This window comes from Saccharopolyspora soli (assembly GCF_022678645.1).
GTDB lineage: Bacteria > Actinomycetota > Actinomycetes > Mycobacteriales > Pseudonocardiaceae > Saccharopolyspora > Saccharopolyspora soli.
Genome location: NZ_JALBWV010000027.1, coordinates 1 through 21,981 on the forward strand (window position 1 = coordinate 1; position 21,981 = coordinate 21,981).

Consider the following 21,981-nt stretch of genomic DNA (forward strand, 5'->3'; position numbering starts at 1 on the left):
ATACACGGTCGGGGACCACTTCGACCCGGGCTGGGCCGCCGACATCGTCGCGATGGTCTGGGATGGCATCGCACAGGACCCGGACGGCGACCGGCCGTGAACACCCACCGGCGGCCAGTCCTGCGGGACCCCTGGTTCAGCCGGACCTACCTCGGCCCCGTCGCCACCGTCCACAACGGGTCGGCCTCGTCGACCTCGTGGTGTCCGCCACCGAGTTGATGCTGCCCAAACCGATCACCGAGGGCCGGGCCGACGAGTGGCGGCGCATGATCGACACCAACCTCATGCGGACGCTGAACGGTCGACGCGGTCAGCAAAGACCTGATCGCCGCGGCGGAGGACGGCCGCACCGCCGACCACGCGGAGCGGGTGGCCGCAATCTTCGATGCCATGCAGCCGCCGTAGCCGTCCGAGTTCGCCGACGCCAGCAGGCCGCGCCAGGTCAACCTGCGCCAGGTGATCCCTGTCCGGACCCGCCGGGCGACGCACCGGCACCACCATCCCCCCTTACAGGCACCCCGGCCTGGATCACAAGATCGCGGCTTTGGTGAGCAGCTCTTCCCACCCGGCTTCGCCTTGGACGACCAGGTCATCCCGCCCCGTGCCGTACTCGGCGTAGCGGGCGGCGGCACGCTTCCCGAGCCGCAGGTAGCAGACGGCCCCAGTAGAGACGCCTGTCGGCAGCAGCTCCAGCCCGGCGATCCCCAGCATCGCGGCCCGCTTGTGCCCTCCGATGATCGACCCGGATTGAAACAGCACGGTGTACGACGTCTTCCCTGCTGAACAGGACAGGAGCGGTACCGGCCATGACTGGAAAGGGCTCGTTTATCACGGCATGTCACGCGTTTCGGCCGAGCGTGGGCCGGGGCCGTGCTGGAGCATCGGACAGTTCGACCGTTCCGCGGAGCATGGCATCCCAGATGCGCACCAGCGCCTGGCAACGCCTAGGTGCTGCGTTCCTCAAAGATGGTAAATAAACCGGCGTCGCAGTCGTCTGGGTTTTGGTGCCGGACGTCTGAGCTTGCCCCCGCAGTCCGGACACCTGATCTGAGGTGGCTATCGGGGACGGTCTGGAGAGCGCTCTGCTGGCATGTCACAAGAGCTTGTCCAGGGTGATCGGCCGTTCCCGGATGCGCTTGCCCGTGGCGTGGAACACCGCGTTGGCGATCGCCGAGCCGACGCCGACGAGAGTGATCTCGCCCAGGCCCTTCGCCCCGAGCGGGTCCGCGACGGTGTCACGTTCACCAGCACCAGGTACTCGGCGAGGCTTGCGTTGGCGAGCCGGCCATCTCGCGGGTCGGTGGTGGTGTTCTCCAGCAGTGCCATGCCGAGGCCGCCGATCCCTTGGCTGTGGGCCATTTGGGGCTCACCACTTCGCCGGCGTCGTAAACCCCAGCAGCCGCCGCACTCGTACGAACAGGGAGTAGCGGTCGTTGGTGTTTCCCGGTTCCCGCCCGTTGGGGTAACAAGGGGACGCGGACGCACGGTAATCGTCGTCGCCTGTTTTTCCGCTGCGTAGTGGACCGTCACGAGCGAGGCGCCGTACGGGGACGCTTGCACCGTCTCCGCAATCACCAGGGCGACCGGCTGTCCGAAGAAGCGCACCTGGTCGTCTTGGAGGACGTGCAGGCGTTCACCCACCGGCGGATCAATCGGGGTTTGGTGCGGCAGGTAGGGCACAGCTTGGGCGTGTTCAGATGCGTGAGCACGCGCACAACACCGGGTGCGCGAGCGCGGGGCCAGTGTCGATTCCGGTAATCCGGCCCTTGCCCACTGGCGCGGTGACCTGGACCGCGTACATCAGGCCACTCAGTGGAAAGTCTGCGGCGTAGTGGACGCCGCCAGTGGCCTTGAGTGGACCGTCCACCCGGGACCGGGCGATACCGACCTCGGTCATCGCCGTCCTCCGCTCGTCTCCAGCTGCCGGGTGATCGTGCGCTTCAGCAGCTCCACTTTGAACGCGTTGAACTCCAGCGCAGCCGCTCCGTCGGCGGCGTGGGCCGCAGCGGACCGCCAGGTCTGCGGAGGTCGACGCAACGAACGGCGGTTGTGTCCACAACCTCCATACAGTTGGTGCGGCTACCCGCCGACCACACACTGGATCTTCTGGACCCGACGCAAGCCGGTTGCTGTTTCAGGCGCGGACCCGACGTTCGACAGCCTCGACATGATCGATCACCGTCCGGGTCACGATGTCGGGCCGTTCGAGCGGGAGCAGGTGCGCGGCACCGGGAACGACCGAACCGGCCGCGTGGGGCAAGGTCGTCACCAATTTCTCCAGCATGGCTGGGGTCGCGCCGCCGTCGTCGGCGCCGGTAATGGCGGTCACCGGCGCTTCGATGGCGCCCAGCCACGGCCAGATCTCCAGGTCTGCGCGGCAAAACAGGTCATAGCATGCCAGGTATGAGCCTCTGTCCTGCCGTCGCAGGAGCGTCGCGAGCTCATCAGCGAGCGGGGCGTCTCGTTCGCGCCACTCGGTACGGAACCACCTCCCGATCATCTCGTCCACACCGTCGTCGTGGTTTCGTTGCGCGGCGGCGAACCGCTGCCGTATCCGCATCCGTTCGGTAGCCGTGCGCAATCCGATGGTGCTGACCACGACCATCGACCGCACCAACCCCGGACAATCCAGCGCCAGCCTGAGCGCCACGAGCCCGCCGAGGGAGAACCCGACCACGTGTGTGCCCGCTGCGAGGTCCACGGCGCCGGCGAGGTCGCGCAGGGACAGTCCCATCGGCGCGGCCGACCGGTCGCCGTGCCCGAGCAGGTCCACCGTTCTCACCTCGAACCGTCGGTTGAGCTCCGGTGCGCATCGTCGCCACATACCGCGGTCGAGGCCGAGGCCATGGATCAAGGCAACCTGGGGCCGGGCTTGTGCCATCAGAACGGGTACTCGCGCGGCCGGTGCTGCACCGAAATCCAGTGCTCGGTGGTGAACTCCCGGATGACGGCCTCGCTGCCGAACCGGCCGAGACCGGAGTTCTTCTCCCCTCCGAACGGCATGTTGGCGAGATCGACCACGGGCATGTCGTTGATGTGGGTCATCCCGGCCTCGACTCGGTGGGCGAAGGCAAGGCCGCGTTCTGGGTCACCGGTGAACACGGCACTGGACAATCCGTACTCCGTGTCGTTGGCGAGCCTCAACGCCTGCTCTTCTCCGTCGACGGCGAGGATCGGAACGACCGGACCGAAGATCTCGTCCACCCCGATGGCCATGTCCGGGGTGACGCCCGTGAACACGTGGGGCGGCAGCAGCTGTCCGGAGACCGGTCCGCCGAGCACCTCGCGCGCGCCCTCGGCGCGTGCCTGGTCGATCAGCTTGACGAGGCGGGCCAATTGGCGAGGCGTGATGATTGGCCCGATCACGGTGTCCTCGTCGTTTGGGTCACCTGTCTTGAGCGCGCTGACACGCTCGACGTACCGCTCGACGAATTCGTCGTGGATCTTGGCGTCGACGATGATGCGGTTGGTGGTGATGCAGAGCTGTCCCTGGTGGATGAACTTCCCCGCGACCGCGGCCGGCACCGCGAGGTCGAGATCCGCGTCGTCGAGCACGACGAAGGGGTTGTTGCCACCGAGCTCGAGCGTGACGGCCTTGAGCATCGGCCCGGTCGCCGCCAGCTCGGCGACCCGTCGCCCGACGGCCGTTGATCCCGTGAAGGACAGGATCCGGGGTACCGGATGGCTCAGGAAGTGATCCCCGATCACCGCCGACGGCCCGGCCACCACGCTGAGCGCTCCGGCGGGCAGGCCGGCTTCCTCGAACACCTTGGCCAGAAGCAGACCACCGGTCACCGGCGTCTCCCCGGCCGGTTTGATCACGACGGTGTTGCCGAGCGCCAAAGCTGGCGCAAGTGCCCGAACGGTCAGGTGCAGTGGAAAGTTCCACGGCGAGATGAGTCCAACAACGCCGACGGGTTTGCGGTAGGCGCGGTGTTCCTTGCCCGGGATGTCACCGGGTATGAGCCGCCCCTCGGCGCGGTAGGGCAGGCCGGCCGCATCGATGAGCATCGCGAGCACGGCGTTGAGCTCCATGTTCGCCTTGAGCCTGGTGCTGCCGGCCTCCCGGATAAGCCAGCCGACCGTCTCCTCCCGCCTCGCGGTGAAGACTTCTACTGCGCGGCGCAACACCGCGGCGCGTTCTCCAGGAAGGGCTGCGGCCCACTTCGGCTGCCGCTCGGCCGCGGACCGGAACGCATCGTCGACGTCGTCCCGCGTGGCCTCGGCGAGCTGAGCCAGCGAGCGTCCTGTGTAGGGATCGGAGACCGTGAGCGTGGACGCGGAACGACCAGGACGCCAGTCGCCGCCGATGAAGAGGTTCTCGAAGTGGTAAGCGGAAGGTGTCATAGTGCTGTCCGTTCTCATCGCAGGATCGTGTGGCCCGCCACCGGGTGCGGGGTGTACGGCGCTTCGAGCGACGACAGCTCGTCGTCGTCGAGTTCGAGTTCGAGTGCGGCAACGGCGTCTTCGAGGTGGCCCACCTTGCTCGCTCCCGCGATGGGAGCGGTGACGGGCGACCGCCGGCTCAGCCAAGCCAGGGCCACCTGGGCCGGTGGCACGTCATGGACTTTCGCGAGCTCGAGGACACGGTCAACGATGGCTTTGTCCCCGGAGACATCGTCGTAGAGGGCACGGCCGAAGTTGTCGGTGTCCGACCGCCGGGTCGCTTCTCCCCAGGGCCGGGTGAGCCTGCCGCGGGCGAGCGGGCTCCACGGCAGTACCCCGATGCTCTGGTCTGCGCAGAACGGCAGCATCTCCCGTTCTTCCTCCCGGTACAGGAGGTTGTAGTGGTTTTGCATAGACACGAATCGAGTCCAGCCGTGCAGTTCGGCCGTGTACTGGGCTTTCGCGAACTGCCAGGTGTACATCGAGCTCGCACCGAGGTAACGCACCTTTCCGGCGCGAACCACGTCGTGCAGCGCTTCCATGGTCTCCTCGATCGGCACCGCGGGGTCCCAGCGGTGGATCTGATACAGGTCGACGTGATCGGTCCCCAAGCGGCGCAGGCTTGCGTCCAGCTCGGCGAAGATCGCTCGCCGGGACAGGCCGCCACCATTGGGTCCCGGTCGCATCCGCCCGTGCACCTTGGTGGCGAGGACGACCTCGTCGAGCACGCCGAAGTCCCGCAGGGCCTGTCCGACGATCTCTTCGCTCGAGCCAGCCGAGTACACGTTGGCGGTGTCGAAGAAGGTGATACCGAGGTCAAGGGCCCGCTGGATGATCACGCGGCTTTCGTCCTCCGGCAGCGTCCACGGATGCCCCCCGCGCCCGGGTTCCCCGAAGCTCATGCAGCCCAGCGCGAGCGCTGAGACTTCCAATCCCGAACTGCCGAGTCGCACGTACCGCATCGCTTCGTCTCCTCCGAGTTGAACACGTTTCCCACACCTCGCCGTCGCTCGGCCCTTGCCAGCGAACTCGGCAGATTTTATATTACATCGCTGTGACGTAATACAAGAGAGGTTCTCATGCCCATCAGCCTCGCCACCGAAGGCCGCGTCGCGCGGCTGCTGCTGGACCGGCCGGAGCGGCTCAACGCGGCGGACGACGAGATGCTCGACGAAATGCTCGTCCATCTGGAAAAACTGACGGTTGCCAACGGTGTTGACGTGCTGGTGCTCACGGGTGCGGGGCGCGCGTTCTCTGCCGGCGGCGACCTGCGTCGGCCCGCGCCATCGGGCACCCGCGCCGAGCAAGTCGCGCGATTGCGTCAGCACGCCCGCTCGGTGGAACTTCTGCGCGGGCTGCCCCAGGTGACCGTCGCGGCGGTGAACGGCGCGTGCGCGGGCCTCGGCGTCGGCTGGGCCGCGGCGTGCTCGCTGCGGGTGTTGGCAACCTCGGCGGTGGTCAACACCGCCTACCTCGCGGCGGGGCTATCGGGCGACTTCGGGGTCGCGTGGTTGCTCACCCGCCTGGTGGGTGCCGGAACGGCGGCCGACTGGCTGCTGCGCCCCCGCAAGATTCCGGCGGCCGAGGCACGAGGGTTCGCGTCGGTGCTCGCTCCCGCCGACGCCTTCGACGACACCGTCGCTGCCGTTGTCGAAGGGATCTGTTCCCTGCGGCCCGAAGCGGTCTCGGGCGCGCTGGTCAACCTGCGGGAGGCCGAGTTCCTCCCGCTGCCGGAATACCTCGACCGCGAGTCCGGCAGGCACGTCGATGTCCGCATGTCCCGGTGAAGCACATGGCCCAAAGGTGTAGCCCATGAGCACGGCTCCCCCGGAAACGCTAGCCACCCGGCCGACGGCCGGCCGGCGATCCGTCCACAAAGTCATGATCGCCGGTGCGCTCGGCACGATGATCGAGTACTACGACTCCAGCGTCTACGGTTTCCTGGCCACCACGATCGCGCAGGTGTTCTTCCCCGCATCGTCGGCCACCGCAGGACTCCTGTACATGCTCGCGGTGTTCGGTGCCACGTTCGTCCTGCGTGTTCGCCTACCTGCTCGTCCTCCTGATGGGCAGCGGCTCTGTGACCGCCGCGGTGGCCGCTCAGATCGTGCTCGGCCAGTTCGAAGCCGCCTACATGGCCGTGATCCTCGCGACAATCGTGGAGGCCTTCCCCGCCCGGGTGCGCGCCAGTGGCGTCGGCTTGGGCGACAACCTCGCGTCGATCCTCGTCGGCGGCAGCGCCCCTACATCGCCACCTGGCTGATCGCGATCGCTGGCGACGCGAAAGCTTCCACCTGGCTGCTGCTCGTCACCGCTGTGCTCTCGCTGATCACGGCCCTCTCTCTTCGTGAAACCGCGGGCAGGCCGCTACGCGTCGCCTGACCCTCCGGAAAGGATCACCATGACCAGCTGCTACCCCAACCCACTGCTCTACCTCAACGGGTCCTGGCACGACGGCGCCGGCCCCGGCTCCGAACCGGTGCTGAACCCCGCCACCGGCGAAGCGATCGGCGTGCTGCGGCACGCCTCCCCCAAACAGCTCGACCAAGCGCTCGACGCGGCTGCCGACGCTGCCCGGGGCTGGCGGAACACCGCCCCGATCGTCCGCGGGCGAATCTTGCGCGACGCGGCCGGCCTCCTGCGCACCAGGCGGGACGAGACCGCGGTAAGCCTGGTGCTGGAACAGGGAAAGCCGCTCGCCGAAGCCTTCGCGGAGATCGACGCGAGTGCCGACATCCTGGAGTGGTACGCCGAGGAGGGACGGCGCGCCTACGGGAGAGTGATCCCTGGCGAAGCCGGGTCACGCCAGCTCGTCGTGCCCCAGCCGGTCGGCCCGGTAGTCGCGTTCACTCCGTGGAACTTTCCGGCGACCTCGACGGTCCGCAAGCTCGGCGGCGCGCTCGCTGCCGGCTGCACGATCGTCGTCAAGCCTTCGGAAGAGACCCCGGCAACCCCCATGGCGCTATTCGCAGCGCTCCACGACGCGGGGCTGCCAGCTGGAGTGGCCAACCTGGTGTTCGGTGTCCCGGCCGACGTGGCCAGCCATCTCCTCGCCGGTCCCGCCGTGCGCAAACTGTCGCTCACCGGGTCCGTTGCGGTGGGGCGGCACCTCTCCGCGCTGGCCGCGAGCCGCGACATCGTCACCACCATGGAGCTCGGCGGCAATGCGCCGGTGGTGGTCTTCGACGACGTGGACGTCCGCGCCGTCGCCGCGGAACTCGCCGCGGCGAAGTTCCGGAACGCGGGGCAGGTGTGCAACGTGCCCAGCCGGTTCTTCGTGCACGAAGCCATCGCAGGCCCCTTCATTCGAGAACTCGCCGATCTGGCCCGTGAGGTGAAGACGGGCGACGGGCTCGCCCCGGGCACGCGGATGGGACCGTTGGCGAACCAGCGCCGGCTGGACGCCGTCACCAAGCTGGTCGATGACGCTGTGACCGGCGGCGCCACCGTAGTCGCGGGCGGCCGGCGTGGTGCCGGGCCTGGCTACTTCTACCAACCCACCGTCCTTTCCGGATTCTCGGACGAGGCACCGGTGTTCGCCGAGGAGGTGTTCGGGCCGGTGATCCCGGTGACGACCTTCCGCGACACCGACGACGTCCTGCGCCGCGCGAACGCCAGCAGCTACGGCCTGGGCGGCTTCGTCTTCACCGCATCGCTCGACCGCGCAACCCGGGGGGCCGACGAGCTGGAGACCGGCATGGTCGGCGTGAACACGACGGTCCTTTCCCGAGCGGAGACCCCATTCGGCGGGATCAAAGCCTCCGGGCACGGCCAGGAAAGCGGTGTCGAAGGTCTGGACGCTTACCTCGTGCGCAAGACCATCCTGCAACATCCGGCGGTGACGGCATGAACACCGTGCTCGTGACCGGCGCGGCAGGCGGGGTGGGCACCGCAGTGGCCATCAGCCTGCACGAGAGGGGACAGCGCGTGGCGCTCCTCGACCGGGACGCCGAAGGAGCCGCCGCTCTGGCGAAGTCATTGGCCCCGTACGGAACGACGGCCCTTCCCATTGCCGCGGATGTCACCGAGCCTGACAGCGTCGACGGCGCGGTGAGGGCTGTCGTCGAGGCGTGGGGACCGCTCGACAGGATCGTCTGCTGCGCGGGCCTCGCCACGGCCGCGAAACCGTTCACCGACACCCCGCTCGCCACCTGGCACCAGGCACTGGACGTGAACCTAATGGGAGCGGTCCACACAGCTCGCGCGGCAATCCCGCAGCTACGCGATGGCGGCGCGATCGTGCTCGTCAGTTCGGTAGCCGGCGTCCGCTCCAGGGCGGGGCTCTCGGCCTACTGCGCGGCGAAAGCCGCAGTGAACTCGCTGACCCAGACCCTGGCCCTCGAGCTCGCCGACCGGCGGATCCGGGTCAACTGCGTCGCACCGGGCTCGCTCGACACCGGCATGTTCGCCCAGTTCGGCCGGCCGGGTGAGTCCACAGCGGACATGGTCGCCCGCTACGCCCCGGGAATCCCCCTAGGGAGGCTGGGCACACCGCAGGAAATCGCCACCGCTGTGCAGTTTCTGCTCGACCACAGCGCTTCATTCCTCACGGGACAGGTGCTGTCGGTGGACGGAGGCCGATCACTGTGACACGAAGTCGAGGTGCGCTCGCCGGGCTGACGGTGCTGGACCTCTCGCGGGTCCTGGCCGGTGGTCTGATGGCCGACGTGAATCTCGGTGATGCCGCGGAAAAGATGCTCGAGCGCGGTGTGACCGACCCCCAGGTCCGGCACTGCGAAATGGTCGTCACAGAAGGCGGGTACCGCATGCTCGGCATCCCTATGAAGCTGGACCGCACCCCGGGATCGGTGCGGACACCACCCGCGCGCCGCGGCACCGACACCACCGACGTGCTGCGCTCCGCCGGGTTCCGGGAGACCGAGATCCAGCGACTCATCCGGGACGGTGTCGTGTATCAGGCCGCCGCCGAACTCGTCAGCTGAGCCTGTGCGCTCCCCAGAGCACGAGATCGACGACCCGCTCATCCCACGTGTCGTCGATCGCCGCCCCCTGCGTGTAGGCACCGTAGAACGCGCCGATCAGGATGTGGCTGACCGTGTCGGCATCGACCGACGCGGGCAGCGCACCCTGCTCCACGGCGCGACGGACGATCCCGGCGACGCGTTCCCGGCGAGGCCCGACGACCTGACGCCGCCAAGCGGCGATCAACTCCGGATGCCGGTCTTCCTCGGCCATCAGCGTGCCAACCATCGCCATCGGCACCACGGTGCCATAGGTACGGCGGACGTCACGCAACTCGGAAAGCAGGTCTGTACGCAGGTCCCCGGTCGGCGCCGGGCGGTCGCGGTGGGTGCGAGCGATGGCCTCCGCGACGACCTCGGCCTTGCCCTCCCACCGCCGGTAGACCGCCGGGCGCGATACCCCCGCCCGCTTCGCGATGCCTTCGATGCTCATCCGCTGGAAACCCTCTTCGGCGAGCAACTCGAGTGCGGCGTCGAGAATCCTGGGATCGGAGTTGTCCCGTGGCCTGCCGGGACCGGGTCGTTCCTCGCCGTTACCGGCCATGCGCACTTCTTCCCCTTCTGCACGTATCGCTCCGAACTTACTAAACCCACGGAGGTGACGGTATGTCCCGCGTCGACCAGCGACGAGTAGCCAGCACGGCCGTGCTCACCATGACCAATCCGGCGAAGAGGAATGCCTTCGACGCGGAGATGCTCGCCCACTTGCGCGAGGGCATCGAGCAGGCCGACCTGGACCCCGGCGTGCGCGCCATCGTCGTCACGGGCGCGGGCGACGCCTTCTGCGCTGGCGGCGATGTCTCCGCCATGGCGCAATCGACCGAACCGCTCAAGCACCACGCCTACCTCACGAAGCAGGTCCACGCGGTGCCCCTAGCCCTGCGCGCATCCGGCACGCCCACGATCGCCATGATCAACGGCGCGGCCGTCGGGGCAGGCCTGGACATCGCGCTCGCGTGCGACTTCCGCTTCACGGCCGATACCGCAGTGCTGCTGGAGGGCTACGTCCACGCGGGACTCGCCGCGGGCGACGGCGGCGCCTGGCTGCTCCCCCGACTCGTCGGCGCCGGGCGGGCACTGGAGCTGCTGCTCACCGGCCGCCGCATCAGCGCTCAGGAAGCCGAAACCATCGGACTGGTCACCCGGGCGGTGCCCGCGAGTGAACTGGAGGAGGTCACGCTGACCTTTGCCGACGAGCTCGCACAGAAGCCGCCGCAGGCCCTCGCCCAGATGAAACACTTGGTTCAGGAGTGCCTGGAAGTCCCGTTCAGCACCGGTCTGCGCCTGTCCGCCAACGCGGTGGCGCTTCTGCAATCCGGGAGTGAACACGCGGCCGCCATCGCCGCGCTGAGGAGGAAGAAATGAAGATCCGCAGCGCGGTGCTGAGGCGGAGCGGGGCCGAGCAGCCCTACGCCGTGAGCTGTCCGCTCGAGGTGACCGAATTGGAACTCGCTCCGCCGGGCTCAAGCGAACTGATGGTGCGAATCCGGGCGGCCGAGGTGTGCCACTCAGACCTTTCCGTGGTCGACGGCAACCGGCCACGGCCGCTGCCCACGGCACTCGGCCACGAGGCCGCCGGCGAAGTGGTCGAGATCGGCCCCGGCGTCACCGACGTGGCGGTCGGCGACCACGTCGTGCTCACGTTCATGCCGAGCTGCGGCTCCTGCGCCCATTGCGAACGGGGACGCCCAGCACTACGCGAACGCGGCGCGGCGGCCAACGGTGCCGGAGACCTGCTGTGCGGCGGGCGACGGCTCCGCGAACCCGACGGCGCCCCGGTTACCCACCACCTCGGTGTGTCGGCCTTCAGCGATCACGCAGTCGTGGACCGCAGCTCGGCCGTCGTCGTGCCGTCTGCCATCCTCTTCCCCACCGCAGCACTCTTCGGCTGTGCGATGGTCACCGGCATGGGCGCTGTCCGCAATGCGGCCGATGTCGACCGCGGCGACGCAGTCTGCGTACTGGGGCTCGGCGGCGGCGGACTGGCCGCGGTGCTGGGCGCGGCGGTCGCCGGGGCCGGCACCATCGTGGTGGTCGACCCAGTGGCGGAGAAACGGAAGCTAGCGCTGGAGCTGGGTGCGACTCACGCCTGCGCACCGGAAGACGCGGAAGACGCGGTCGCCGCGACTTCGGGCGGCGTCCGGTGGGCGTTCGAAGCGGCCGGCGTCATCCCGGCCATGGAACAAGCGTTCGCGCTGCTCGGACGCGGTGGGACAGCAGTCTCAGCGGGACTACCCGCGCCGGGGCTAGCCATGACCTTGCCCGCCCTGCCGTTCGCGGGCGAGGGCAAGGGGTTCCTGGGCTCCTACATGGGATCCTCACAGCCTCAGGAGGACATCCCCACAATGGTGGCGCTGTGGGACCGGGGGCTGCTGCCAGTCGAGAAACTGCTCAGCGCGACGACTGAGCTGGGCCAGGTCAACGAGGCCTTCGATGCCCTGGCGGAAGGAACCGCCGTGCGTAAGGTGATCCTGCCGTGACCGAGTTCACCGTCTACCGCGAGATCGGCACCCGCTGGCATGACAACGATGAGTACGGGCACGTCAACAACGTCGAATATCTGTCCTTTTTCGACACTGCGGTCAACGGTTGGCTCCTGGAAGTCACCGAGACAGATATCCGGAAACTTCGTGCGATCGGTGTCGTCGCCGAAGTGTCGTGCCGATACCTGCGCGAAGTCCACTTCCCCGACCTTCTGGCCGTCGGCATAGGGCTCGAAAGGCTCGGCAGGCGCAGCGTCGTCTACCGGCTGGGGCTCTTCCTGTCGGCCGAGTTGCGTTCGGCTCGCGCGCCTGCGCCCGTGGCGACCGGACGGTTCGCCCACGTCTACGTCGACCGGGACACCCGTCGTCCGGTCGAAGTGCCCGAGAAGATCGTCACCGCCGTGCGATCTCTCACCCCACAAAACGTGAATTCGTCGGCGAACCGATGAGCCCGAAGATCGCTCAGTTTCCGGGGCTGTGCTGACCAGTGGATGTGCCTGGCGGCATCTGCCGCCCAGCTTCGGGGTGAAAGTTGCGACCACGCATCGGCGCTTCATGGAATGGACCGAAGCGGGTCTGTGGCGGCGACTGCACCAAGCTGTTCTCGACGAGCTCGGTAGCCGAGGAATGATCGACTGGTCCCGGGCGATGCTGGACGGAGCATCGCTTCGGGCGAAAAGGGGGACCGGTAACCGGCCCGAACCCGGTCGATCGAGACAAGCCCGGTTCCAAGATCCACGCCTGTCCGACCGCTCAGGCACCCCGCTCGCGGTCGGTATCTCCGCGGCCAACACCCACGACAACGCCGCACTCAAACCGCTCGTGCTGGCCATTCCCGCGATCCGTTCCCGGCGAGGCCCACGCCGGTTCCGGCCCACGAAACTCCACGCGGACAAGACATACGACGTCGCCGAACTCCGCGACTGGCTACGCAACCGAGGAATCGTCCCGCGACTGGCCCGCAAGGGCATCGAGTCCAGCACGAAACTCGGCCGTCACCGCTGGGTCATCGAACGCACCATCGCCTGGCTATCCGGATACCGCCGACTCACCATCCGCTACGAGCGCTACGGCACCCTGTTCCGCGGCTTCCTAACCCTCGCCGCCGCGCTCACTGCTACAAGAAACTCACCAAGTGAGACATCCTCTAATACTGCAACGACAGGTTGTAATCTGATGGGGTCGGCTTCTGGTAGTTGATCTTGGCGTGCTGGTGGACATGGTGTGGGAGTGGTCGGCGGGTTTCGAGGCGTTCTGCGGGCGGTTCGCCGCGCGGTTTCCTCGTGTGGAGTCCCGGCGGCAGATGCGGTTGTATGTGCGGGGTTTGCTCGGCGAGGTCGAGCGAAAGAACGGCTGGACCCTGGCCGAGTCCGCGGGTGATATCGGCCCGGAACGTATGCAGCGGTTGTTGAATTTCTACGCGTGGGACACCGACGGGGTGCGCGACGATGTTCGGGATGCTGTCGTCGAGGCGATCGGGGACGTCGAGCGGGGTGTGCTGATCGTTGACGAGACGGGCTTTCTGAAGAAGGGCGCCACATCGGCCGGTGTGGCGCGGCAGTACTCGGGAACGGCTGGACGGATCGAGAACTCCCAGATCGGAGTGTTTCTCGCCTATACCTCGGATCGAGGTCGGGCGTTGATCGATCGGGAACTGTACTTGCCGGAAGACTGGGCGGCCGACAGCGAGCGACGCCGTGCCGCGGGAATCGGCGATGACGTCACGTTCGCAACCAAACCGGTACTGGCGCGGCGCATGATCGAACGTGCTCTGGATGCCGGGATGCCGTTTGGGTGGGTGACCGGCGATGAAGCCTACGGGCAAGACACCAAGTTCCGGCTGTGGCTGGAATCCCGGGAGATCGCGCACGTCGTCGCCGTACCCAAGAACGCGATGGTGGTGTCCATGCAGCTGGCCAAGGTCCGCGCCAACCGGATCATCGAAGGACTCGACCACAGCGCCTGGCGCCGGTTGAGCTGCGGCGCCGGTGCCCACGGCCAACGGGTCTACGACTGGGCCGCTGTCGACATCCGGCCGCTGCGTGACCCTCGCTGCGGACACTGGTTGCTCGCCCGTCGTTCGACCAGCGACCCCACCGACATCGCCTACTACGTGTGTTTTGGCCCCGCCGACACTGACCTCGCCGAGCTGGTGCGGGTCGCCGGAAGCCGTTGGGCTATCGAAGAATCCGTCCAGACGGCCAAGAACGAAACCGGACTCGACCACTACCAGGTCCGTGGCTACACCGCCTGGTATCGGCATATCACTCTGTCCATGGCCGCCGCCGCGTTCCTGCTCATCCTCCGACAGGACGCGAAAAAGGGGGATCATCTTCCTGCGATCAGCACCTGATTCCGTTGACACTGAACGAAATCCGCCGACTTTTCAACCGCATCACCCGCCCCATCCAGCATGCCCTCGACCACATCCTGCACTGGTCACGATGGCGAAGGACCACTCAAGCACGAGCCCGAGCCAGCCACTACCAACGACGTGAGCATCACAACCTGTCGTTGCAGTACTAAGGAGATGAACGATCTGGCGCGGCGGGACGCCGCAGCCCGCGCATCCTCCTCCGGGACCGATCCGACGATCCCGGAGTCTGCGCGCATCAGACCGAATCCGGCGCTGGGACAGGCCAATCAGCCAGATGCCCATGGCGACGGCGATCAGCACCGTCGTATCGACCGGATCGAAACGCAGCTCCGGTTCCTCGGGCAGCCCGAGCCATTCTCCGACCAGAGCGGGTACCAAGGTCGCCAGCGTGAAACCGGGAACCACTGCCGCGCTCCACGGCGTTCGCTGCCTGACCTCACTCTGCCCGGAGACCGAACTCGGGCGTGTACAGCCGGCGGTCCTCGACACCGTAGGCCCACAAGTCGCCCGAACGTCACCGCGAAGCCCCGCCGAGTTGCGGTGGGCAGGGTGCGACCAGGTCTGCCGAGGCCGTCGGCGAAACGCTCCACCGCCGTGTTCTGTTGACACAACGTTCTGTTGTCCGCACCGGTCGGCGTCAAGTGCCCGCCGACCTCAGTTGGTCCGTCCTGTTCGGACAGTCAGTGGACCTTCATGCGGACAGCCGCCCAGTCGGCACCAACCCGCTGAGCAGTCCCAGCCAAGTCCGGTGGCCGATGCTGTTCGCGGCACGGAGCAGCGGGAAGGGGTCACCGCCATGGCATCCGCTGGACGCCAGGTCACCATGACACGGTGCTCGACGCGGAACGGGTCCACTCGCGCGCCGAGGTACTGCGAGACGTGGTCGGTTGGTCCAGTACCAGGCGGGACGACCGCACGGGTGGCACTGACATGACGAACGAATTCACCGCCACCAACGAAGCCGCACCGCTCGACCCGGACGAGCACATCGCCATAGTGGGGATGGCGGGCCGCTTTCCAGGAGCAGCTGACATCGCCGAGTTCTGGCGGCTCTGCGTGGACGGCGCCGACCGCGTGTCGACCTGGCACGTGCCACCCGATTCCGGCCGAGTCGGCGCCAGCGGCCTACTCGCCGACATCGACCGGTTCGACCCGGCGCCGTTCGACATGACACCCACCGAAGCCACCACCATGGACCCGCAGCACCGGATCTTCCTGGAGCTGTGCTGGCACGCGCTGGAGTCCGCGGCGGTAATTCCAGGGGACGACGAGTTGATCGTGTCGGTGTACGCGTCGGCTGCGCCCAGCACGTATCGGCTGGCGGAGTCCGCCGATCCCGGCGTCGACGAACGCTACCTCCGCATGCTGGCCTCCGGTGCCGACTTTCTCGCCACCAGGGTCAGCCACCTGCTCGACCTGCGCGGTGAAGCCGTCTCGGTGCAGACGGCGTGCTCTTCCTCCCTGGTCGCGGTGCACCTTGCCGCGCAGCAAGTGCGCGCCGGTCTCAGCGACGTGGCCATCGCGGGCGGGATCTCCGTGGACGTCGACCAAGACCTCGGGTACCCGCGCCACGACTGGATGATCACTTCGCCGGACGGTCGCTGCAGGCCGTTCGACACCTCGGCCAACGGCACCGTGCACGGCAACGGCGGCGGCGTGGTGGTGCTACAACGTCTCGGCGACGCGCTCGCCCAGGGACGTCGGGTGCACGCGGTGCTGCGGGCGACCGCGACCAACAACGATGGTCGGACCAAGGCGAGCTTCATGGCGCCGAGCGTGCGTGGCCAGTCCGAGGTCATCGCCAAGGCCCTGGCCGCAGTCCCGGCGGAGTCGATCGGTTACTTCGAGGCGCATGGCACCGGCACGCGCACCGACGACCACATCGAAATCGACGCGGCGCGGCGTGCCTACGCCAGGCACACGCAGGCGACCGGTTTCTGCGCGTTGGGCTCGTTGAAGTCGAATTACGGCCATCTCGGCCGGGCGGCGGGCATCGCTGGACTGATCAAGGCGATCTGCGCGGTACGCGACGGCATCCGCCCGCCGCTGTCGGGCTTCCGCGAACCGAATCCGGACATCGACCTCGTGCGGTCGCCGTTCCGGATTCCGCTCGCCGCCGAGCCGTGGCCGGACTCGCCTCGACGTGCCGCGGTCAGTTCGTTCGGGGTGGGCGGCACCAACGCGCATGCGATCGTCGAGCAGTACGTCCAGGACCCGGCGCGGCCAGCGGACAGCCCGGCGGTGTTGCCGATGTCCGCCGCCGACGCCCCAGCACTGCGGCGCACCGCGGACGCGCTCGCCGAGCGCCTCGACCGCGACTCCGGTTTGGCACTCGCCGAGGTCGCGCACACTCTGGCGGCGGGACGGTACGCGCACTCCGGTGCCCGGTCGGCCGTCGCGGTGCCCTGCCGCGCGCAGGCCGCCGCAGCGTTGCGAGGGATGACAGCGATGGCGCCAGCCGCAGCGGGCGGCCTGGTGTTCGTCTTCCCGGGCCAGACCGGCGGCGACGACGACTTCACCGGCATCTACCGCGCCATTCGGGTGTTCCGGGCAGAAATCGACGCGTGCGCCGCTGCGCTGGACATCGATCCGGCGTTGCTGCTCAGCCGGGCCGTCGACGCCATGCCGCCGTACCAACCGGCACTGGTGGCCGTTGAAATCGCGTGTGCGAAAGTGTTGATCGCCGCCGGCATCCAGGCCCACGCACTGCTCGGCAGCAGCCTCGGCGAGTATGCTGCGGCGCATCTCGCTGGCGTGTTCGAGCGCGAGCCACTCATGTGGTTGCTCGACACCCGGGACAGACTCATGCGCCGCTGCGAACCGGGAGCGCTGCTGTCCGTCGCCGCCGGTGCGGATGCCGTCGCAGACCTGCTCGGCCCGAATCTCGTGTTGGCGGTGAACGCTGCCGAGGACCGCATCGTGCTCTCCGGCCGCCCCGAATCGATGGAGAACGCGCACCGCGAACTCGGCGAACGCGGAATCCGGTCCCGACTCCTGCCCGGCGACATCGCGTTCCACTCACCGCTGGTGGCCACCGCCGCGGCCGAGTACGAGAAGGCGGTGCGATCGGCCCGACCAGCGCCCGCGACGGCCCCGATTGCCTCCACGCTGACCGGAGCCGTGCCGGACGCGGACGCGTGGTCCGACGCGGAGTACTGGTCGCGTCAACTCGCCGAGCCGGTCCGCTTCGCCGATGCGCTGCGGGCCACGACCGCGCGAGGGAACCGGCGGTTCGTCGAGCTGGGCCCCGGCACGGCGCTCGCCGCGCTCATCCTTCGCGGCTCGCAGGGAGAACCGGTGAGCGCGGTCTCGATCGGTGGCCATGCTGACGGTCCCTTCGCCGGGATGGCCACCGCGCTCGGCCGGATCTGGGCCGAGGGCACGCCGGTCGACTGGGACGCGGTCAACTGCACCGGCGATCAGCGCTTCGCCGAGCTGGTCGGATACCCCTTCGCCAACGATCGGTTCTGGGGCCACGTCCCGGAGGCCGGCGGCTCCGGACTGGCCGAGCCGGTCTGATTTCCGGGACCCTGCCCCGGGCTGGGAAGGCCAACTACCGGGCCAGAACAACGCCCCCGACGAAAGGGCCGGGGGCATGTGCTGCTGCTGGTGCGAGACGGCACCGGCCAAGCGCTCCTCGTTGTCAGAGCAGCGCCTGGCCGGGCTGATAGGTGCCGTCGGCGGGCTGCTGGACGATGACGTTCATGCGGTTGAAGGCGTTGATGATGGCGATGGTGGACACCAGTGCGGCCAGCTGGGTCTCGTCGTAATGCTTGGCCGCGTTCGCCCATGCCTCGTCCGTGACACCACCGGCCGCGTCGGCGGTGCGGGTGCCCTGCTCCGCCAGCTCCAGAGCAGCGCGTTCGGCTTCGGTGAAGACCGTGGCCTCTCGCCAGGCCGCGACCAGGTTGAGGCGCACCGCGGTCTCCCCGGCGTGCGCGGCCTCTTTGGTGTGCATGTCGGTGCAGAACCCGCAGCCGTTGATCTGACTGGCGCGGAGCCTCACCAGTTCCTGCGTCGTGGCTGGCAGCGTCGAGGCCGCGACGGTGTTGTGCGCCGAGGTGAGGTACTTCAGGACCTTGGTTGCGACCTGGTTGCCGAAAAGGTTCAAGCGGGCATCCACGGTGAGCTCCTATGCCGTTACTGATGATCGAAGATCCCTGACTGGCTTACACATCTCCGACGAAGTAGCCCGGAAAGATGTGAGCCAGCGGAATGTGATCGAACAGTCCTGGATATTGGCCGACTCGGTCAGAAGCGGTACATGGCTTCGGCGATGTCCTTGAGGAACTTCCGTTCATCGCCGGTCGGGAGCATGATCACGACGCGATCGACACCGGCCGCCTGGTAGTCGTCGAGCCGGTCGAGGCGACCGAGGAAGACGGTGACCTCCATCCGCCCACGACCCGCTGCCGCGGCACGCTCCTGCAGCTCGGAGATCCGCGCCTGGAAGAAGCCCATGTCGTCGTGGTGACCGGGCATCCACCCGTCGCCGAAGGCCAGCACCCGGTCCAGAACGGTGGGGCCGTCGCCCCCGACGAGAACCGGCGGCCGCGGGCTCTGAAGCGGTTTCGGCCAGGAGTAGATGGGGTCGAACTCAACGAACTTGCCGTGGTATTCCGCTTTTTCGTTCGCCCAGATCTGCTGCATCGCCGCCATCCGCTCAGCCATCAGCGTCATCCGGGTGCGGTAATCGGTGCTGTGGTTGCTTATCTCCTCGCGATTCCACGGCGAGCCGACCCCGACCCCGAACAGCAGCCGCCCACGCGACAGCTGGTCGAGGGTGGCGATCTGCTTGGCCAGCCAGATGGGATCCCGTTGCACCACAAGGCAGATCCCGGTGCCGATCCGCAGGGTCGAGGTGACGGCGGCCATCCCGGCCAGCGTCACGAACTGCTCGCGGTTGCGGTAGAAGTCGCGGGGCATATCGCCCCCCGCTTCCTCGAATCCCGCGCTCAGGTCCTTGCGTTCCGCGATGTTGGCGGTCTTCTCGTTCCCGGCGCCGAAGGGGACCCGGCGGGTCACGGGCACGTGGCTGTGGTCTTGCACGAAGATCGACTCGATGCCGAGCCCCTCGGTTTCGCGGGCGAGCTCGAGCGGGTCCAGGCCCTCGTCCGAGTTCATGGAGAACACACCGAACTTCATTCTTCTTCACCTCTACCTCTCCGGCCGGACGTCGAGTCCGGCCGGTTCAGGTCATGTTCTGGATCACGGATGCCGAATGTGGCGGGCGATCGGGACCTGATGGCCGCGTTCGACCACCGCAGGACACGAGGTTCGGCACCGCACGGGTGAGATCCCGCGCCGGGTAGCTGCCTTTCGAACCTGGTCGGATGAAACTCCGGGCAAGTCCCACCCTCCCAGGTCGGAAAGCGTCTACCAGCTATGGCGCTACCTCGCATCGCTTTTCATCGGTAGATCCAGGCTGAACTCGACTGGTCATGCGGTCTTAGTCGCGCACAGGATGGCCTGCACGGGGATGACGTCCGGTGGGATGTCGGCAGCGTCCTTGGTAATCGCCTTCGTGACCTCGAACCCGCACTCTTCCAGCCAACTCTGGTACGTCGACAGCTTCTGCGGCCCGCCCTGACCCATGGTGCAGCCGAGGAAGAAGGCCGGGAAGAAGTCGACGTTGTAGTTGTCGGAGTCCTTGATGTTTTCGGGGTACACCGGCACCAGGATGTTGACCTGCCCACCGACCTCAAGCGACCTGTTGACGCCTTGGAGGATCTTGAACACGTCGCTCTTGTCGAACATGTCCAAGAAGTGCTTGATCAGCACGACGTCGAAGCCCTCGGGGACGCCTTCGAAGACGTCACCGCCGATGAAGGAGCAGTGCTCGGCCACGCCTTGAGCCCGGAAGTTGGCCAGGCATTCCGCTTCCTTTTCGGGCAGGTCGAACGTGGTCACCCGAAGCCCCGGCGACGCCTTCAGCTGGTAGGTGTGAATCGCCCCGAGACCGGTGTTTCCGGCGAGGTCGAGAACCCGTGCGCCGGATGGGATGTCGACGTTGCCGAAGAACCACGGATCCATGCGGGCGGTGACGGTGTCCATCAACGTTGCCCAGGACTCGCGCAGGTCCTGGTGTTCAGCCACCGCACCGTACAGGGTTCCGTCAAATCCGTAGAGCTCTTTCAGGCCGACGACCGTGCCGGTCCGCACGCTGTCGGTGAGGTAGAACAACTGCCGGAGCGCGACGACCTTGATCATGTTCATGTAGGTGACAGCTCGCTGGAGGTCGGCCTCGGCGACGTCCGCGAGCTCATCGAGGGAGTAGCCGCCGGACCCCGCGTCGTAGGCGAGGAAACGCTCCTTGACCAGCAGCTGCAGCAGCTGCTCCACGTGGTCCGGTTTGGCGCCGATGGCGTCACCGAGCTTGGCCGCGGTCATGCCGGGGTTTTCCCGAAGCTTGTCGATGATGCCGAGTTCGAAGGCGGACAGCAGGTTCATGAATAGCCCGGGCCCCACCATGTATTCGCGGAGTCGTGCGAGCGTGGCTTCAGGTGTCATTCGAATATCCCTTTGCGACTGCCGTGGGGTCAGCTGATCATGCGGTTTTCGTCGCGCACAGGACGGCCTGCAGGGGGAACGCGTCCGGCGGTATGTCGGCGGGGTCCTCAACGGTCACCTTGGTCATCTCGAAACCGCACTCTTCCAACCAGCTCTGGTACGTCGACAGCTTCTGCGGACCGCCCTGACCCATGGCGCAGCCGAGGAAGAACACCGGGTAGAAGTCGACCGAACGGGAGTCGAAATCCCTGACGTTGTCCTGGTACACCGGAACCAGGACGTTGACCTGCCCGCCGACGTCCAGGGACTTGTTGACGTTGGCGAGGATCTTGCACGCATCGCTCTTGTCGAACAAGGTCACGAAGTGCTTGATCAGCACGACGTCGAAACCCTTGGGGACCTCCTGGAAAACGTCACCGCCGATGAAGGAGCAGTGCTCCTCCACCCCATGAGCCCGGAAGTTCGCCAGGCATTCCGTTTCCTTTTCGGGCATGTCGAACGTGGTCACCCGAAGCCCCTGCGACGCCTTCAGCTGGTAGGTGTTGATCGCCCCGAGACCGGTGTTTCCGGCGAGGTCGAGAACCCGTGCGCCGGATGGGATGTCGACGTTCTCGAAGAACCACGGATCAACGCGCGCGGTGCCCAAGTCCATGCTCGTAGCCCAGGTCTCACGCAGGTCCTGGTGCTCAGCCACGGCGTCGAACAGGGTTCCCTCGAATCCGTAGAGCTCTTTCAGGCCGACGACCGTGCCGGTCCGCACGCTGTCCGAAAGGTAGAACAACTGCCTGAGCATGGTGACCTTTACCAGGTCCATGAAGGTGAGCACTCGGTCGAGATCGGCCTTCGCAACACCTGCGAGCGCGTCGAGGGAGTAGCCGCCGGACCCTGCGTCGTAGGAGACGAAGCTCTCCTTGACCAGCAGATGCAGAAGCTGCTCCACGGCATCCGGTTTGGCACCGACGGCGTCACCGAGCTCGACCGCGCTCATGCCGGGGTTTTCCCGAAGCTGGTCGATGATGCCGAGTTCGAAAGCGGACATCAGGTTCATGAATCGCGCGGGCCCCACCATATATTCACGAAATCGCGCGAGTGTAGCTTCTGCGGTCATGCACTAGTCCCTTCGGGTTGGTCGTTTCGACTACCGCGGCGCACCAGATGAAGCCGATGCCCACCTCGATGAGGAACACTCGGTCGCCAGTTCCGGTGTGGCCAACATGGCTACCGCGAGGCCAGGTTGAGCGTT

General features: G+C 67.2%; 23 protein-coding genes. 11 read left to right on the forward strand and 12 right to left on the reverse strand.

Going from position 1 to position 21,981, the window contains the following annotated elements:
* Nucleotides 1-146: 146 nt before the first annotated feature.
* The 7 genes from MOQ72_RS20925 to MOQ72_RS20960 form a co-directional block, all read right to left on the reverse strand.
* A complete protein-coding gene (locus MOQ72_RS20925) occupies nucleotides 147-446 on the reverse strand; it encodes a hypothetical protein (RefSeq protein ID WP_242185683.1) in 300 nt (99 codons plus the stop codon).
* Nucleotides 447-528: 82 nt separating this feature from the next.
* Nucleotides 529-759: a hypothetical protein gene (locus MOQ72_RS20930; RefSeq protein ID WP_242185685.1), complete on the reverse strand. Its 231-nt coding sequence runs from the start codon at nucleotides 757-759 to the stop codon at nucleotides 529-531.
* A 934-nt stretch (nucleotides 760-1,693) separates the two neighbouring features.
* Nucleotides 1,694-1,897: a hypothetical protein gene (locus MOQ72_RS20940; protein WP_242185687.1), complete on the reverse strand. Its 204-nt coding sequence runs from the start codon at nucleotides 1,895-1,897 to the stop codon at nucleotides 1,694-1,696.
* Nucleotides 1,894-2,037, reverse strand: a complete 144-nt coding sequence (locus MOQ72_RS20945; protein WP_242185689.1) for a hypothetical protein — start codon at nucleotides 2,035-2,037, stop codon at nucleotides 1,894-1,896. Before MOQ72_RS20945 ends, MOQ72_RS20940 begins: the two co-directional genes overlap by 4 nt.
* 97 nt (nucleotides 2,038-2,134) lie before the next feature.
* Complete coding sequence (locus MOQ72_RS20950) at nucleotides 2,135-2,881, reverse strand: alpha/beta fold hydrolase (RefSeq protein WP_277954424.1); 747 nt, start codon at nucleotides 2,879-2,881, stop codon at nucleotides 2,135-2,137.
* On the reverse strand, nucleotides 2,881-4,347 hold the full coding sequence (locus tag MOQ72_RS20955) for an aldehyde dehydrogenase family protein (protein WP_242185691.1): 1,467 nt from the start codon (nucleotides 4,345-4,347) through the stop codon (nucleotides 2,881-2,883). The genes MOQ72_RS20950 and MOQ72_RS20955 overlap by 1 nt, the downstream gene beginning before the upstream one ends.
* A 14-nt stretch (nucleotides 4,348-4,361) precedes the next feature.
* The gene (locus MOQ72_RS20960; protein ID WP_242185693.1) at nucleotides 4,362-5,348 is read right to left on the reverse strand and encodes an aldo/keto reductase; all 987 of its coding nucleotides are present in this window, start codon (nucleotides 5,346-5,348) and stop codon (nucleotides 4,362-4,364) included.
* A 117-nt stretch (nucleotides 5,349-5,465) separates the two neighbouring features.
* Between MOQ72_RS20960 and MOQ72_RS20965 the strand changes: the two genes are divergently transcribed.
* The 5 genes from MOQ72_RS20965 (at nucleotide 5,466) to MOQ72_RS20985 (ending at nucleotide 9,329) form a co-directional block, all read left to right on the forward strand.
* A complete protein-coding gene (locus tag MOQ72_RS20965) occupies nucleotides 5,466-6,173 on the forward strand; it encodes an enoyl-CoA hydratase/isomerase family protein (RefSeq protein WP_242185695.1) in 708 nt (235 codons plus the stop codon).
* 251 nt (nucleotides 6,174-6,424) lie between these two features.
* Nucleotides 6,425-6,649, forward strand: a complete 225-nt coding sequence (locus MOQ72_RS20970) for a hypothetical protein (protein ID WP_242185698.1) — start codon at nucleotides 6,425-6,427, stop codon at nucleotides 6,647-6,649.
* Between the two features lie 138 nt (nucleotides 6,650-6,787).
* Nucleotides 6,788-8,236, forward strand: coding sequence for an aldehyde dehydrogenase family protein (locus MOQ72_RS20975; RefSeq protein ID WP_242185700.1), 1,449 nt, complete (start codon nucleotides 6,788-6,790; stop codon nucleotides 8,234-8,236).
* A complete protein-coding gene (locus MOQ72_RS20980) occupies nucleotides 8,233-8,976 on the forward strand; it encodes an SDR family NAD(P)-dependent oxidoreductase (RefSeq protein ID WP_242185703.1) in 744 nt (247 codons plus the stop codon). The genes MOQ72_RS20975 and MOQ72_RS20980 overlap by 4 nt, the downstream gene beginning before the upstream one ends.
* Nucleotides 8,973-9,329, forward strand: coding sequence for a hypothetical protein (locus tag MOQ72_RS20985; protein WP_242185705.1), 357 nt, complete (start codon nucleotides 8,973-8,975; stop codon nucleotides 9,327-9,329). Before MOQ72_RS20980 ends, MOQ72_RS20985 begins: the two co-directional genes overlap by 4 nt.
* Here the strand turns inward: MOQ72_RS20985 and MOQ72_RS20990 are convergent.
* Nucleotides 9,322-9,912: a TetR/AcrR family transcriptional regulator gene (locus MOQ72_RS20990; protein ID WP_242185707.1), complete on the reverse strand. Its 591-nt coding sequence runs from the start codon at nucleotides 9,910-9,912 to the stop codon at nucleotides 9,322-9,324. The genes MOQ72_RS20985 and MOQ72_RS20990 overlap by 8 nt on opposite strands.
* Before the next feature lie 62 nt (nucleotides 9,913-9,974).
* Between MOQ72_RS20990 and MOQ72_RS20995 the strand changes: the two genes are divergently transcribed.
* The 6 genes from MOQ72_RS20995 (at nucleotide 9,975) to MOQ72_RS21020 (ending at nucleotide 17,747) form a co-directional block, all read left to right on the forward strand.
* Complete coding sequence (locus tag MOQ72_RS20995; protein WP_242185709.1) at nucleotides 9,975-10,733, forward strand: enoyl-CoA hydratase/isomerase family protein; 759 nt, start codon at nucleotides 9,975-9,977, stop codon at nucleotides 10,731-10,733.
* Entirely contained in the window at nucleotides 10,730-11,848 is a 1,119-nt protein-coding gene (locus MOQ72_RS21000; RefSeq protein WP_242185711.1) for a zinc-binding dehydrogenase, read from the forward strand. Before MOQ72_RS20995 ends, MOQ72_RS21000 begins: the two co-directional genes overlap by 4 nt.
* The gene (locus MOQ72_RS21005; protein ID WP_242185713.1) at nucleotides 11,845-12,300 is read left to right on the forward strand and encodes an acyl-CoA thioesterase; all 456 of its coding nucleotides are present in this window, start codon (nucleotides 11,845-11,847) and stop codon (nucleotides 12,298-12,300) included. The genes MOQ72_RS21000 and MOQ72_RS21005 overlap by 4 nt, the downstream gene beginning before the upstream one ends.
* A 76-nt stretch (nucleotides 12,301-12,376) precedes the next feature.
* On the forward strand, nucleotides 12,377-13,051 hold the full coding sequence (locus tag MOQ72_RS21010; protein ID WP_242185977.1) for an IS5 family transposase: 675 nt from the start codon (nucleotides 12,377-12,379) through the stop codon (nucleotides 13,049-13,051).
* A 19-nt stretch (nucleotides 13,052-13,070) separates the two neighbouring features.
* Nucleotides 13,071-14,204 carry an IS701 family transposase gene (locus MOQ72_RS21015; protein WP_372495498.1) on the forward strand — a complete coding sequence of 378 codons (1,134 nt, stop codon included), beginning with the start codon at nucleotides 13,071-13,073 and terminating at the stop codon, nucleotides 14,202-14,204.
* A 954-nt stretch (nucleotides 14,205-15,158) separates the two neighbouring features.
* On the forward strand, nucleotides 15,159-17,747 hold the full coding sequence (locus MOQ72_RS21020; protein WP_242185715.1) for a type I polyketide synthase: 2,589 nt from the start codon (nucleotides 15,159-15,161) through the stop codon (nucleotides 17,745-17,747).
* 124 nt (nucleotides 17,748-17,871) lie between these two features.
* Here MOQ72_RS21020 and MOQ72_RS21025 read toward each other — a convergent pair whose 3' ends face one another.
* The 4 genes from MOQ72_RS21025 to MOQ72_RS21040 all read right to left on the reverse strand — a co-directional run bounded on the left by MOQ72_RS21025 (nucleotide 17,872) and on the right by MOQ72_RS21040 (nucleotide 21,846).
* Entirely contained in the window at nucleotides 17,872-18,351 is a 480-nt protein-coding gene (locus tag MOQ72_RS21025) for a carboxymuconolactone decarboxylase family protein (RefSeq protein ID WP_242185717.1), read from the reverse strand.
* A 128-nt stretch (nucleotides 18,352-18,479) separates the two neighbouring features.
* Nucleotides 18,480-19,373: an LLM class F420-dependent oxidoreductase gene (locus tag MOQ72_RS21030; protein ID WP_242185724.1), complete on the reverse strand. Its 894-nt coding sequence runs from the start codon at nucleotides 19,371-19,373 to the stop codon at nucleotides 18,480-18,482.
* 294 nt (nucleotides 19,374-19,667) lie between these two features.
* On the reverse strand, nucleotides 19,668-20,738 hold the full coding sequence (locus MOQ72_RS21035) for a methyltransferase (protein ID WP_242185727.1): 1,071 nt from the start codon (nucleotides 20,736-20,738) through the stop codon (nucleotides 19,668-19,670).
* 37 nt (nucleotides 20,739-20,775) lie between these two features.
* Entirely contained in the window at nucleotides 20,776-21,846 is a 1,071-nt protein-coding gene (locus MOQ72_RS21040) for a methyltransferase (protein ID WP_443706320.1), read from the reverse strand.
* Nucleotides 21,847-21,981: the final 135 nt, after the last annotated feature.

Coding starts and splice junctions, on each gene's coding strand:
- MOQ72_RS20940 (WP_242185687.1), bottom strand. CDS start 1,897: ATGACCGAGGTCGGTATCGCCCGGTCCCGGGTGGACGGTCCACTCAAG.
- MOQ72_RS20950 (WP_277954424.1), bottom strand. CDS start 2,881: ATGGCACAAGCCCGGCCCCAGGTTGCCTTGATCCATGGCCTCGGCCTC.
- MOQ72_RS20955 (WP_242185691.1), bottom strand. CDS start 4,347: ATGACACCTTCCGCTTACCACTTCGAGAACCTCTTCATCGGCGGCGAC.
- MOQ72_RS20960 (WP_242185693.1), bottom strand. CDS start 5,348: ATGCGGTACGTGCGACTCGGCAGTTCGGGATTGGAAGTCTCAGCGCTC.
- MOQ72_RS20965 (WP_242185695.1), top strand. CDS start 5,466: ATGCCCATCAGCCTCGCCACCGAAGGCCGCGTCGCGCGGCTGCTGCTG.
- MOQ72_RS20975 (WP_242185700.1), top strand. CDS start 6,788: ATGACCAGCTGCTACCCCAACCCACTGCTCTACCTCAACGGGTCCTGG.
- MOQ72_RS20980 (WP_242185703.1), top strand. CDS start 8,233: ATGAACACCGTGCTCGTGACCGGCGCGGCAGGCGGGGTGGGCACCGCA.
- MOQ72_RS20990 (WP_242185707.1), bottom strand. CDS start 9,912: ATGGCCGGTAACGGCGAGGAACGACCCGGTCCCGGCAGGCCACGGGAC.
- MOQ72_RS20995 (WP_242185709.1), top strand. CDS start 9,975: ATGTCCCGCGTCGACCAGCGACGAGTAGCCAGCACGGCCGTGCTCACC.
- MOQ72_RS21000 (WP_242185711.1), top strand. CDS start 10,730: ATGAAGATCCGCAGCGCGGTGCTGAGGCGGAGCGGGGCCGAGCAGCCC.
- MOQ72_RS21015 (WP_372495498.1), top strand. CDS start 13,071: ATGGTGTGGGAGTGGTCGGCGGGTTTCGAGGCGTTCTGCGGGCGGTTC.
- MOQ72_RS21020 (WP_242185715.1), top strand. CDS start 15,159: ATGACGAACGAATTCACCGCCACCAACGAAGCCGCACCGCTCGACCCG.
- MOQ72_RS21030 (WP_242185724.1), bottom strand. CDS start 19,373: ATGAAGTTCGGTGTGTTCTCCATGAACTCGGACGAGGGCCTGGACCCG.
- MOQ72_RS21035 (WP_242185727.1), bottom strand. CDS start 20,738: ATGACACCTGAAGCCACGCTCGCACGACTCCGCGAATACATGGTGGGG.
- MOQ72_RS21040 (WP_443706320.1), bottom strand. CDS start 21,846: ATGACCGCAGAAGCTACACTCGCGCGATTTCGTGAATATATGGTGGGG.